Source organism: Flavobacterium sp. PL002 (genome assembly GCF_054165825.1).
The window spans coordinates 1,154,986-1,168,806 of sequence record NZ_CM135110.1 but is presented as its reverse complement, the minus strand read 5'-3'; the positions used below and the strand labels follow the sequence as shown (position 1 = coordinate 1,168,806).

Below are 13,821 nucleotides of genomic sequence, written 5' to 3'. Positions count from 1 at the left end.
CAAAATGAAAATATCATTTAAATATATATCTTATTTCCTTCTTTTTATTATGGGAGTGAGTATGGCGCTTTCATCGTGTACGAGTGACTTGGATGTTACACCCGGAGATGATGATGAATTTTTATCTGAAACCTTTTTTCAAGATCCAGCATCCTACAAACAAGTACTAGCAAAATTATATGCTGGTTTGTATGTGGGAGGTAATGATGGAGATGGAGCAGCTGATATTGCTGGAATAGGAGGGGACTTTAGTAGTTATTTGCGTTTGCTTTTTGTAACGCAAGAATTTTCTACTGATGAAGCAATTATAGCTTGGGCTGATGGAACTTTACCTACATTGAATGCACAAACCTGGTCACCAGCAAATGAGTTTCTTGAAGGAACTTATTCAAGAGCTTTTTATCATATCAGTGTTGCTAATGAATTTTTAAGACAAACCACAGATGAGAAGTTAACAGCTAGAGGTGTCGATGCAGGTTTGAAAGCTGAAATAGCCACTTTTAGAGCTGAGGCACGTTTTTTAAGAGCTTTCTCTTATTATAACCTGATGGATTTATTTGGTAATGTACCTATTACTACTGAGAAAGATCCAGTTGGTTTTTTCTATCCTGAGCAAAAAACAAGAGCAGAGGTTTTTGCCTTTGTAGAATCAGAATTGAAAGATTTAGATAGTAGTCTAGCTGATTCTCGATCTAATGAATATGGTAGAATTGATAAAACTGCGGCAAAATTCTTATTAGCTCAAGTATATTTAAACGCTCAAGTTTATATAGGAGAGGATAAGTTTAGTGAAGTAGCTACATTAACTAATGAGATTATTACAAGCTCAAATTACACATTTGCTCCTGTTTACAAAAATATATTTTCTGCAGATAACGACAGAAACGGTGCTCAAAACGAAGTGATTTTTCCTATTGTAGGAGATGGAAATGCGATTAGAGCAACTGGTGGTGGAATGAGTTTTATCATGCACGCTTCTATAGGTGGTAGCATGGATGCTGCTAGCCGTGGTATGGATGGTGGATGGCAAGGGATTAGAACTCGTAGAGAGTTTGTTAATCTTTTTCCTGACGCAAACGGAATCGCTGATAAAAGAGGTTCGTTTTATACAGATGGACAGTCACTAGATATCAACAACGTAGGAACTTTTACAGATGGTTATGCAGTAACTAAATACATTAATAAAAATGCCGACGGAACAGCGGCACAAAGAAACGATATCCCAGATATTGATTTCCCAATGTTTAGATTAACAGATGCTTATTTAATGTATGCTGAAGCTACTTTAAGAGGAGCTGCTACAGGTAATATTGCCACTTCTTTAGGTTATGTAAATAAAATTAGAGCTAGAGCAAATGCAACAGCAATTACCACAGCTGATTTAACACTTGATTTTCTTCTAGACGAAAGAGGAAGAGAGTTATTTTGGGAATGTCATAGAAGAACTGATTTAATTCGTTTTGGTAAATTCACCGGTAGTGCTAAAATCTGGCAATGGAAAGGTGGTTCTATGAATGGTAATTCTACTGCATCATATAGAGACTTGATGCCTATTCCAGCAAGGAATATTCAAGCAAACCCAACATTAAAACAAAATCCAGGATACTAATTAACCTTATAAAACTATAAAAATGAAAAATAACTATAAAATTTTGATCGCATTTCTTAGTGTACTTTTAGTATCATGTAATGCAGATGATGTAGAAAGTAGACCTGTTATTGAGTCAGTGTCAACACCTGAATTGTTAGCTCCAGAAACGGCTAAGCAATATGTTTTAACTGAAGAAAATGGAACGAATGAAGTAGACAGATTTGTATGGTCTGCTGCAAAATATTCAGACAATGTGGTCGTTAGCTACACATTGTTGATAGATAAAAAAGACGGTGATTTTGAAAATGCTTTAACATTAGCAACTACAAGTAATACAACACAGGTTGCTATTATTGTGAAAAATTTAAATCAAGCTGCTATTGAGTTAGGTGCAGAGCCAGGAGTGCCTACTTTGTTTGATGTGAAAATAAAGTCAAGTGTTTCAGGTGGCGTAGCCATGACTTCTGAAAAATCAATTACAATTAGTATTAATGCATATTCAGGATTGATCGCTTATCCATTTACTGATTGGTATTTAATTGGATCTGCAGTAGCGGGAGGATGGGATAATGATGCAACTACAGTACACCAACCTTTATTTAGAAGTGGTACAGATACTAACGTTTATAAGTTTAGCGGTTATTTTAATGCAGGTGAATTTAAATTTATTTCAACACTTGGTAGCTGGTTACCACAATTGGGTAAAGGAAGCGATAATACAAAAATTAGAATTAAAACACTTACTTCAGAATCTGATCCTGGGACATTTATTATTGCAACAGCAGGTTATTATACTTTTACAATGAATACAAATACTTTAGAAGCTTCATTAGTTGCTTATGACGCAACGGCTGCAGCTAGTTTTACTACAGTTGGTATTATAGGTAGTAGTACTGCTAATAGTTGGGATGCTTCTACAGCGATGACTCAATCAGGTTTTAATACACATGTTTGGAGCCTTGGGGTTACGGCATTAAATGATGGAGAAGCTAAGTTTAGAGCTAATGATGCTTGGGATGTTAGCTGGGGTGGTTCTAAAGCTTTTTCAGGCGGAGGTACTGCTGATAATATTCCTGTAACCAAGTCTAAATACAAAATTTACTTTAATGATTTAGATGGTAGTTATTTAATGATACCAAATCAAGAATAAAATACTTAAATATTGAAAGGGCTATCTAATTTGGATAGCCCTTTTTATTAAAGCCAAAACTATGAAACAAACATTACTTTTAATCGCATGCTTTTTATTAAATGTAGCTGTATTTGCTCAACAACAAACGGTGACTTATAACATTAATCCAGCTACTTTCGAAGAAACAGCCTCAATTACTATTACTATAAACGGAAGTAGTATTAACGAAGCAGCTTGGGGAGTAACTGGAAATGCATTGTACCTTTGGGCTTGGGCTTTTGATACAAATGATACAACACAAAAAGGAACTCCAGTAAATGGTTCATGGACTGCATCTAATGAGGCGAGTAAGTTTGTTTATAATGCAGCTTTAGATGTGTATACAAAAACAATCACTCCTACAACCTTTTACAATACTACCGCTATTGGTAAAATAGGTTTTTTGGTCAAAGCCAAAGATGGTACTGGTGATAAAAAATCACAAGACATATTAGCTGAGGTGGGTGTATTTCAAGTTACACTAAATTCACCATCAGAAAATAGTACTACAATTATCACTTCGGGAAGTAGTTTTACAATTGCAGCTACCAATTCTGGTGGGAATGCGACTTATAATTTAAAAGTAAACGGAGTAAGTATTAATGCTAATTCAGCTACTACAAGTTATAGCTATTCACACACTAATTTATCAGGAAATCAAAATTACGAATTAGTAGTTACACAAGGGACAACAACAATTAACAAGAAATTTAATGTTATAGTCAATCCAGGAACTATTTCTGAAGTGATGCCTGTAGGATTAGTAGATGGGATTAATTACAATACTACGGATGCAACAAAAGCTACTTTAGTACTTGATGCACCTTTCAAAGATTTTATTTATGTTGCCGGAAGCTTCAATATGTGGCAGCCTACAGCTACTTATTCGATGAAAAAAGATCCTGTAAATGGCAAATTCTGGTTAACGCTAACGGGTTTAGTTTCGGGAGCAATAAATACTTATCAATATTGGGTGGGTGATGCAACTCCTATTGCAAATTCTCCTGCTCTAGTAAAAACGGCAGATCCTTACTCTACTTTGGTTTTATCCCCTTTTGATGATGCTGGAATCCCGAGTACTACATATCCTAATATGCCTGTTTACCCAACAGGGCAAGAGCGTGAAGTTACCGTTTTGCAAACGGGGCAAACGGTTTACCCATGGAGTACAGCAACAACTAATTTTGTAAAACCTGAAAAAGAAAAATTAGTAATCTATGAAGTGCTTGTACGTGATTTTGATTCGCATAGAAATTTTCAAGACCTTATTGACAAGATCGACTATTTTAAAAATCTAAAAATTAACGCTATTGAGTTATTGCCCGTAATGGAATTTGAAGGCAACGAAAGTTGGGGTTACAATACCTCTTTTCACATGGCTCTAGATAAATTTTATGGACCTTCAAATAAGCTGAAAGAGTTTATTGATTTGTGCCATCAAAACGGTATAGCCGTAATTCTGGATGTTGCTTTAAACCACGCTTTTGGTAGAAACCCAATGGTTAGAATGTGGATGAACGATCCTGATGGCGACGGTTGGGGATCTCCTACAGTAGAGAATCCATATTTCAATACCGAAGCAAAACACAGTTATAATGTGGGGGAAGATTTTAATCACCAATTACCACGCACTCAAAATTATGTTAAACGTGTCATCAAGCAATGGGTCGAAGAGTTTAAAATTGACGGTTTCCGTTGGGATTTAACTAAGGGTTTTACCCAAAATTGCCCTGCAGCAGTTGCTGGAGGTCAGGATTATTGTACAAATCAATTTCAGGCGGATAGAGTAGCGGTGCTAAAAACCTATGCAGATTATTCATGGAGTTTAGATCCTACGCATTATACTATTTTTGAACATTTAGGAACCAATCAAGAAGAGCAACAATGGGCAAATTACCGAATCTCTGGTGAACCAGACGGAATCAGTAAGGGAATTATGATGTGGGGAAAAATGACTGATAATTACAATGAGCTTTCTATGGGATATGCTGCTACTATTTCAGGAATGACAAGTGCTAGTCGTGGCTTTATAGCAAACAGGTTAGTGGGCTATGCCGAAAGTCATGATGAAGAACGCTTGATGTATAAAAACCTACAGTATGGTAATGCTACAAATACAACTCATAATGTAAAAAATTTAGATGTGGCTTTATCAAGAATGTCTACTATAGGAGCGGTTTCGTTATTGGTTCCAGGACCAAAAATGATTTGGCATTTTGGAGAACTTGGTTGGGAGACATCAATATTTAGTTGTAATAACGGAACGCTAAACACACCATCAGATGCTACTGCGGGTGATTGTAAATTAGATACAAAGCCACAACCGCAATGGGTAAATAACTGGTTGGAAAATAACGCTAGAAGCAAAATTTACAATGATTGGGCAAAAATAATTGCCTTGAAGGTCTCTGAACCTATTTTTGCGGGTACGGCAACAATGAGTACTTCTAGTACATTACTACAAAATATTAAAATCACTAATACAGCTTTGGCAGCTACGCAATTAAAAGATGTGTTAATCATGGCTAATTTTGATGTAACTACTCAAAATGTGCCTACTGGTTTTCCATACACGGGAACCTGGTACAATTTAATGGATAACTCAACAATCAATGTGACTAATGTTAACGATCCAATGTCAATTGCCGCAGGAGATTTCAGGATTTATGGAAATAAAGTAGCAGCATTGGCCATTACAAACTTTGAAAGTGATAATTCGGTTTTTATATTTCCTAATCCTACATCAAATTATTTTATGATCAATATTGAAGCAATAAATGTACAAGTATATTCGTTTACTGGACAATTAATAAAGACCTTTAAAGATAATTTTTCTAAAGACCATCAATACGATGTAAATGATTTACCAAAGGGTATTTACATGGTAAAAGTCTATAATCAAGAACAGCAACTTCAGGTAATGAAGTTGGTAAAAAGTTAGTAATTTGTTTTTTTATTTTGGTTAAGCTGTCTGAAAAGGCAGCTTTTTTTATATAAAAAAAAGCTACTTCAGTCAAGGAAGTAGCTTTAATGTCAATACTATTTATAAAATAATCCAATTGTTAGTTTGAGCAGAGTAGATAATTATTATTGCATCTCGATTGCGCTCGATATAAAAAATTAGATTCTTCCTTCTTTTATTTCTTCAACAATTTCAGGATTTAATAACGTTGAGGTATCTCCAAAATTAGAATAATCACCTTCGGCTATTTTACGCAAAATTCTACGCATGATTTTTCCAGAGCGTGTTTTAGGTAAACCAGAAACAAACTGTATTTTATCAAGTTTAGCAATAGGTCCTATTTGGTTCGAAATTTGTTGATTAATCTCTTTTTTAAGGTTTTCCTTGTCTCGTGATTCTCCTGATTCTTTAAGAATTACAAAACCATATAAAGCATTTCCTTTTATATCATGAGGAAAACCTACAATAGCACTTTCGGCTACTGCTGGGTGTTCGTTGATGGCATCTTCAATAGGAGCAGTTCCTAAGTTGTGACCTGAAACAATAACCACATCATCAACCCTTCCTGTAATTCTATAATAGCCTACTTCGTCACGCAAAGCACCATCACCAGTAAAATATTTACCAGGGAAAGCGGAGAAATAGGTTTCTTTATAACGTTTGTGATCTCCCCATATCGTTCTTGCAATTCCTGGCCAAGGATATTTAATACACAAACTACCTACTACTTGATTTTCTTCAATTTCATTGCGTTTTTCATCCATTAAAACAGGTTGAATTCCTGGTAAAGGTAAAGTTGCATAGGTTGGCTTTGTAGGGGTTACAAAAGGTATTGGCGAAATCATAATTCCACCCGTTTCTGTTTGCCACCAGGTATTTACAACAGGACATCTTTTGTCTCCCACGTGATCGTTGTACCAGTGCCAAGCTTCTTCGTTAATTGGTTCTCCCACGGAGCCAATTACTTTTAATGTTTTTAAGGGAAATCTTTGTACATAGTCCAAGCTCTCTTTTGCTAAAGCTCTAATAGCAGTTGGAGCAGTGTAGAACTGTGTAATGTTATGTTTTTCGATAATTTCCCAAAAACGGCTATAATCAGGGTAAGAGGGTACACCTTCAAAAATCACCGTTGTAGCTCCATTTAATAACGGACCATAAAGGATATAAGAATGTCCAGTAATCCAACCAATATCAGCGGTACACCAGTAAATATCATTCTCTTCATAATTAAAAACATTCTTAAAAGTATATGCCGTGTACACCATGTATCCCGCTGTGGTATGCACCATTCCTTTTGGTTTTCCAGTTGAGCCAGAAGTGTATAATATAAATAATGGATCCTCGGCATCCATGATTTCAGCCACATTATTCTCTAATGCATCGTCTAAAAGTGGTTGTAACCATTGGTCACGACCTTCTTTCATATTTATAGTTGTGTTTGTTCTTTTTACAACCAATACTTTTGCAACAGAAGCACAATCAATTAAAGCTTCGTCAATTATTTCTTTCAGGTCTATGGTTTTGTTTCCGCGATAACCACCATCAGAGGTGATGACTATTTTACAGTCGCTATCTTTTATTCTTGTCGCCACTGCCGATGCTGAAAATCCTGCAAAGACAACTGAGTGGATGGCTCCAATTCTAGCACAAGCCAAAGTAGCAACCGCTAATTCAGGAATCATAGGCAAATAAATACACACGCGATCTCCTTTCTCAATGCCTTGTTCGCGCAACACATTGGCCATTTTACCCACGCGGACATGAAGTTCGTTGTAGGAAATGTGCAAAGCGTCTTCTTTTGGATCATTTGGTTCAAAAATAATAGCGGTTTTATCCCCTTTTTTTGCTAGATGCCTATCGATACAGTTTTTTGTAATGTTGACCTTAGCTTCGGTAAACCATTTTATTTCGGCTTCAGCCATATTAAAATCGACTACTTTATCCCACTGTTGGTACCAAGTGAAATTTTCAGAAGCTATTTTGTCCCAGAATTTTTTAGGCTCTCGAACTGATTTTTTATATTCTTTAAAATATTCTTCTAGATTATTTATTTTATAACGGCTCATAATTTTCAAGTTTTATTTAATTTTATAACAACCAATTTCATGTTCTTTTAAAACGCTATTTATTTCATCGATAATACTTTCATCATCAATGGTAGATGGAATTTGGTATTCTTCGCCATCACATAAACTTCGCAATAACCTACGCAATGTTTTTCCGGAGCGCGTTTTGGGCAGTCGTTTTACAATTACTATATTTTTTAGGGAGGCAACAGCCCCAATTTGTTGTCGCACTAAATTCTCAATTTCTTGTTGCAATTGAAAATGGCCCATAGTGGCATTTAATTTGGTTACAACCAAAGCAAAAGGTACTTGTCCTTTTAACTCATCATGAATTCCTATCACCGCACACTCCGCAATTAGCTCATGTGAAGATACGATTTCTTCCATCTCTGCGGTCGAAAATCGGTGACCAGCAACGTTTATCACATCATCAACTCTTCCTGTTATAAAAATGTAATCGTCGTTGTCTTTGTAACCACCGTCACCAGAAAGATAATACCCATCAAATTTATCAAAGTAGCTTGCTTTAAAACGGGCTTCGTTTCCCCAAATACCTAACATATTTCCCGGCGGAAGAGGGAGTTTTATAACTACTAAACCCTCTTCGTTAGTCCCAACTTCTTCTCCGTTTTCATTAAAAATTTATTGAGGTCAGTAGTTACGAACATATAATTTTAGATTGATATATTTTTTCTGACTCGACCATTCTTACTATCAAATTGTTGAATATTGTGTCTTTGCTTTGAGAACGGTTAATTCGATAACAAAATTCATCAAGATACCTGTTTATATTAAAGTCACTTACCGATGAATATGTTGTTCTAATCCATGATTTTACTTGATGAATCATTGTGTGCAATGCCATAAAATTCATCCCTTTGTTGCTTTCTATTTGTGTGATATTATAATCTCCAAATAAAGGACGATAACCTTTCCATTTATCTGTGGTTATTTTTGCATTTTTATTAATGTGCTTTTCAAATATTGTCTCTAATTCTTTGGCTGAATAATTATCAATTTTCAAGGCATACATTCTTTTAATTTTTCCTTCATCTGTTAGTTCCACTGCTGTTACAACCTTTTTTTTCTTGCTATCATAACTCCTGCCTACTTTACCTTTTTCCTTTCCTCCAATAACGAATTCATCAACATGAACAGTTCCGTCCATTGGATGATTCTCACTAGATTTCATCGCTTCTCTAATTTTGTGCATAAATAAACGTGCTGTTTTTTCTGTAACTCCATAGCGAACTCCCATGTAACTGGCAGATAAACTTTTAGTGGTGGTTGACATCTCAAAACATATAAAAAAGGCTTTGCGTAAACCAAACTTAACCTTATGAAATAAAGTGTTTGCAGCCGCGGTTTCTGTATGGCTGCAGATATTACAAGTTCTGGAAAAATCTTTGCGGATTTGACTCTTTGTATGCTTACATTTTAAACAAATAAATCCTCGTTCCCATTTATAATTTGCTAAATATTCTTTGCAGTGTTCATCTGTTTTAAACCGTTCAGCGAATTCTAAAAGGTTTTGCCCTGTAAATAAATCCATGTTTCCCTTGTTTTATTGATCTCTAAGATATGAAATTATCTACTTACCTCAAAAAATTTTAATATCATAACCACAGACCGCTTTTGTTGCTGATCCGGACTTTACAGGCATTTTTTCTAATCCTAGTGAGTTTGCCACCATAGGCCAGCCAGATTCTGTTTGCCACCAGTGGTCAATTACCGGAATAGGAATGTGTTTTTGAAACCATTCTATCGTAGCATTATCGCAACGTTCTCCTGCTAAAAACTGATTTTTCAAACAACTTAAATCATATTGTTTTATAAAGTCACCATCAGGGTCTTCTTTTTTAATTGCTCTAATGGCTGTGGGAGCAGTGAACATCGTGTTTACTTTATGATCAGCAATGACTCTCCAGAACGTACTCGCATCAGGAGTTTTAATTGGTTTTCCTTCAAAAATTACCGTTGTATTTCGGTTCAACAAGGGGCCGTAAAGGATGTAGCTGTGTCCTACAGCCCAACCCATGTCAGATGCAGCCCAAAAAGTCTCAGCTGGTTGTACGTCATAGATATATTTCATTGAAAATAACAGTGCTACGGCATAACCACCAGTGTCTCTAATAATTCCTTTTGGTTTTCCGGTGGTGCCTGAAGTGTATAGAATATATAAAGGATGTGTCGCGGGCAGAGGAACGCAAGGAGTTTCCTCTGAACCGTAAACGAGCGTTTCATAATCCACATCGTATTTTTTAAACGGAACTCTAGCGCCCAGTTTTCTGTTAAAAACAATTACTTTTTTCGGTCTGTGTTCGGCAAGGCTTATCGCTTCGTCTACTAATGGTTTGTAAGCAATTAAGCGGTCAACTTCTATTCCTGATGAGGCAGTGATAATCACTCTAGGCTTGCAATCATCGATTCTAATGGCCAGCTCATGAGGAGCAAACCCACCAAAAACGACCGAATGCGTCACGCCTATTCTAGCGCAAGCCAACATGGCAAATGCTGTTTGCGGAATCATAGGCATGTAAATAATTGCCGTATCATTCTTTTTTAATCCTAAAGCCAGCATGCCACCAGCTAATTTTGCTACTTCAGCTTTGACCTCGGCAAAGGTGTATTTTTTTATAGTTTGAGTTACTGGGGAATCGTAAATTAAGGCAATTTCCTCACCATAACCCTCTTCTACATGTTTGTCAATTGTTAAGTAACAAAGGTTAAGTTCGCCATCTTTATACCATAACGGATAGCCGTTTTTATCTTCAGACAAAATAGTCTCTGGTTTTTTATACCAGGCAATAGTGTCTGCTTGTGTAGCCCAAAATTTTTCGGGATCACGAATGCTTTCTGTGTAAAAATTATTGTAATTCATACGGTTACTATTGTAAGTTATTGTGTTAATTCTTGTACTTGTTCTACTAGTTTTTTTATCGAAAAAGGTTTTACCACATATAAATTGGCTCCTAATTCGAGTCCTTTGTCAATGTCGTGCTGTTTGTTTTTTGCCGAAAGGAAAATGACTTTGCAATGCTGCAGTTTACTATCTTTTTTTATTTGTTCTAAAGTAGCAAAACCATCTACCATAGGCATCATTACATCTAGAATAATAATATCTGGAAGTTGTTTTTCCAGGATGTCTAGTGCTTCTTGACCGTCACGTGCAATGTAAACTTCGAAATTATTTTTTTTAAAAGTATATTCGAGTGACATCACAATGTTAGGTTCGTCATCTACAATTAAAATTTTTTTCATATTATATTTTTTTCCGTGGTGTTGTAATTGGGTAAAGTAAAAATAAACGTAGCGCCATTTTTAGTGGTTTCTGTCCAGATTTTTCCCTTATGGTGTTCGATAATTTGTTTGCAAATAGCCAAACCTAAACCGCTACCAATAGGTTTTTTTACATTTTGATCTCGGGATTGATAGAATTTATCAAATATAGAATCCATGTCCTCCTTTTTTATTTCCTTACCGTTATTGTGAATTTTGATTACTACATTTTGATTGTTTTCGAGTATGATGATCGTGATTTTACCGGCTGTTTCTGAACAAAATTTTATAGCGTTCGAAAGTAAATTATGTATGACTTGAATGATTCTCTCTTCGTCATAAAAAGCTTTTACTTCATTTGAAGTTGAATGAAGTTCGATACTTATATTTTTGTTTTTTATAAGTTGATTAACTGATTCTAAAGTGTTTTTTATGGTTTTAGAAATATTGTTTTTAGAAAGGTAAAGCTTTTGTTTGCCAGTTTCAAATTTTTCTAAGTCTAAAATTTTATCAATCAAACGGTTCAAACGATCTGACTCTGTGATGATGCTTTTTAAAAACTGTTTTCTAATTTCTGGTGGAATATCGTCATCATCATGAAGGATTTCACTTGCCGCTCTAATTGCTGTAATAGGGGTGCGTAGCTCATGTGTGACGGTATCTAAAAATTCATCTTTTTGAATGTCTTTATTAACTAGTTCTTGATTGGCATTTTTTAATTTTTCTGAAATCGATTTAAGTTCCTTTGAGGTATCAGTTAGTTTCTTATTGATAATGATGTTTTCTTTTGACTCTTCCAGAATTCGGAGTACCTCGGGCAAACTTATTTTGTCTTCTTTAATTACGCTCGCTATTAAAATTTTGGCGGAAGCCGTACCTATGTGACCCGTCAATAGATTCTCGGCAAACTTTATAAATTTGGCGTCAGCTGTATTGTTGTTTTTATCTACATTGTATTTTTGGTTGAAAATAGTCAATGCACGTTTTGTTCTTGCTTCGCCTAGAAAACGTTTTAGAACTTTTTGAATGTCAGATACATACGCAATTCCTTTCCAGACAAATGCGTTTTCATGATTGGTGATGTATTTGTCAATATCTACAAACATTTCGGCATAATTGCGTTCTCTGTAATTGCCTTTAAAACTCACAGAAACAGCGAGGTAACTCATGGCGTTCAATAGCATACTCCAGAAAAAGGCATGTTGAATAGGGTCTAAATAATTTAAGCCTAAAATCTCAAATGGTTTGAGCATTGTAATTCCCCACGGCCCTTCTTGAATGAAGGTGCTTGAAGATTTAGTTACACCGATGGCATACGGAATCAAGATGGTGTATAAACAGACTAGAAATCCTAGAATTATACCGGTTACAGCACCTTTTTTAGAACCCCTACGCCAGAATATTGCACCAAAAAAGGCAGGTGCTAGTTGTGCAATTACAACAAAAGAGACTAGGCCAATGGATACTAAAGAGTAATCAAGAACGAAACCGCGATAAATGGCATAGGCAAAAATAATCAGCGAGAAGATGCCTATTTTTCTACTGATTACAATGCGTTTGCTGTTTTTTTCTTCGGAAATGTCTTCTAAAGATCCTACAAATCCATACGGAATAAGTAGGTTGTTACTTAACATGGTGGCCAGAGAAATGGAGGATACAATAATCATAGAAATTGCTGCGGAAAAACCACCCAGAAACACCAATACAGTCAGGGATTTATTGTTGAAAAACTGCGGAATTAATAATGAATAGGTGTCAGCATTTAATCCTTGTCCTTTAAAAAGTATGTTTCCGCCCCAAGCAATAGGGTAAACAAAAATATTAAATAGCAATAAGTATAATGGAAACAACCAAATCGCTGTTTGTATGTGTTTCTCTTTATTGTTCTCGACTATAGCTGTGTGGAATTGTCTTGGCAAAAGGAAAATGGCAAACATGGATAAAACACAAAGAAAGAACCAATTGATTCCTTCGGATAGTCCGCCGATGGTGTTTTTTTTATCAAAATTTTCTAGTAAAGAAGCTTTGGTATAAATATCATCAAATCCATCAAAGACAAAATAAGTAACGTAAATCCCGATGATTAAAAAGAAGATTAATTTAAGAATAGACTCTATTGCTACAGCGGTAACAATTCCGCGTCTTTTTTCAGATGCATCGACATATCTTGTACCATAATAAGAAGCAAATAAAGCTAATGCAATACAAACATAAGTTGTGGTATCACTAAAAATATTAGTGCTTGATTGGGTTTTTGTGACGATATTAAAGGTATCTGAAATAGATTTTAGTTGCAGTGCGATGTAGGGTAAAACCCCAAAGATGCATACTAGAGTTACTAGTGCTCCTAAAAACCTACTGTTGCCATAACGAAGAGAAATAAAATCAGCAATGCTTGTTATTTTATTCACTCTTGAAATTCGGATTATTTTTTTTAAAATAATCATCCAAGTAGGAATGATAATAATGGGGCCTATATAAATTGTTAAATAACTCAAGCCTGAGTCTGCAGCTACACCAATACTGCCATAATAAGTCCATGCAGAACAGTAAACGGCAAGAGAAAAGGAATAAATGTAGGCGTTATTTGTCCATTTAGACCGACTCTTTTTTTCAGCCCAATGTGCTATGTAAAATAATATTGATACATAGATGGTTAAAATTAATAAGAGGCCGAGACTACTCATAATACCTTTTTATAATAATGAAAGAGATGAGGATTGAACATAACCATGCAGAGAAAATGTGCAAA

Annotated in this window: 8 protein-coding genes and 1 pseudogene; 3 read left to right on the top strand and 6 right to left on the bottom strand. The window is 35.4% G+C overall.

Going from position 1 to position 13,821, the window contains the following annotated elements; all coding sequences use genetic code 11:
* The first annotated feature begins 4 nt into the window (after positions 1 to 4).
* The 3 genes from ACVEGE_RS05155 (at position 5) to ACVEGE_RS05145 (ending at position 5,703) form a co-directional block, all read left to right on the top strand.
* Positions 5 to 1,609: a RagB/SusD family nutrient uptake outer membrane protein gene (locus ACVEGE_RS05155; protein WP_192501395.1), complete on the top strand. Its 1,605-nt coding sequence runs from the start codon at positions 5 to 7 to the stop codon at positions 1,607 to 1,609.
* Positions 1,610 to 1,631: 22 nt separating this feature from the next.
* Positions 1,632 to 2,741: a SusE domain-containing protein gene (locus ACVEGE_RS05150; RefSeq protein WP_173853604.1), complete on the top strand. Its 1,110-nt coding sequence runs from the start codon at positions 1,632 to 1,634 to the stop codon at positions 2,739 to 2,741.
* A 61-nt stretch (positions 2,742 to 2,802) separates the two neighbouring features.
* A complete protein-coding gene (locus tag ACVEGE_RS05145; RefSeq protein ID WP_192501394.1) occupies positions 2,803 to 5,703 on the top strand; it encodes an alpha-amylase family glycosyl hydrolase in 2,901 nt (966 codons plus the stop codon).
* A 179-nt stretch (positions 5,704 to 5,882) separates the two neighbouring features.
* On the opposite strand, the gene acs is transcribed toward ACVEGE_RS05145, so the two are convergent.
* The 6 genes and pseudogenes from acs to ACVEGE_RS05115 form a co-directional block, all read right to left on the bottom strand.
* Entirely contained in the window at positions 5,883 to 7,790 is a 1,908-nt protein-coding gene (gene acs, locus ACVEGE_RS05140) for an acetate--CoA ligase (protein ID WP_192501393.1), read from the bottom strand.
* A 12-nt stretch (positions 7,791 to 7,802) separates the two neighbouring features.
* Complete coding sequence (locus ACVEGE_RS05135; RefSeq protein ID WP_370566991.1) at positions 7,803 to 8,351, bottom strand: AMP-binding enzyme; 549 nt, start codon at positions 8,349 to 8,351, stop codon at positions 7,803 to 7,805.
* Positions 8,352 to 8,448: 97 nt separating this feature from the next.
* Positions 8,449 to 9,342: an IS1595 family transposase gene (locus ACVEGE_RS05130; protein ID WP_192501064.1), complete on the bottom strand. Its 894-nt coding sequence runs from the start codon at positions 9,340 to 9,342 to the stop codon at positions 8,449 to 8,451.
* 51 nt (positions 9,343 to 9,393) lie between these two features.
* A pseudogene (locus ACVEGE_RS05125) lies at positions 9,394 to 10,671 on the bottom strand (AMP-binding protein); the annotation flags it as partial.
* A gap of 17 nt (positions 10,672 to 10,688) precedes the next feature.
* Positions 10,689 to 11,051, bottom strand: coding sequence for a response regulator transcription factor (locus ACVEGE_RS05120; protein ID WP_173853608.1), 363 nt, complete (start codon positions 11,049 to 11,051; stop codon positions 10,689 to 10,691).
* Positions 11,048 to 13,756 (bottom strand): sensor histidine kinase, encoded by a 2,709-nt coding sequence (locus tag ACVEGE_RS05115; protein WP_192501111.1) that lies wholly within the window; start codon positions 13,754 to 13,756, stop codon positions 11,048 to 11,050. Before ACVEGE_RS05115 ends, ACVEGE_RS05120 begins: the two co-directional genes overlap by 4 nt.
* Positions 13,757 to 13,821: the final 65 nt, after the last annotated feature.